The organism is Rhodomicrobium sp. Az07 (assembly GCF_018619475.1).
Classification (GTDB): domain Bacteria; phylum Pseudomonadota; class Alphaproteobacteria; order Rhizobiales; family Rhodomicrobiaceae; genus Rhodomicrobium.
Window position 1 is genome coordinate 1 of record NZ_JAHFZG010000065.1, and the last position, 323, is coordinate 323.

A 323-nucleotide genomic window follows, 5' to 3' on the forward strand; every position below is an offset into this window, starting at 1 on the left:
ACAGGGCCAAGGCAGGCGCGGCCAGTTCAGCAGCCGCCTTGGAGCGATGGATCCGCGATGACGCCCGGTATCAAGCTATGGAAGCGGGCAACAAGCCTCGAAGCGGCGTCGAGCCCCCACGAGAGCAGCAAGTCTTCCTCTTTAGTTTTTAGGCCCGCATCGCCTGAAGTAGTCCGGGCACGCCGAGGATAGTCATGACGCGCTTCATATTGTAGGACAGGACCTGGAGCGACATCTCTGTCCTCACATTGCCGAGCCTTTTCATCAGGAAGTGTGCCGAACCCATCCAGAACTTGATGGTTCCGAAGGGATGTTCCGCCGTG

1 pseudogene is annotated in these 323 nt (G+C 58.8%); it reads right to left on the reverse strand.

Going from position 1 to position 323, the window contains the following annotated elements:
• Nucleotides 1-148 precede the first annotated feature (148 nt).
• Nucleotides 149-323, reverse strand: a pseudogene (locus KKP04_RS15670) (IS5/IS1182 family transposase); the annotation flags it as partial.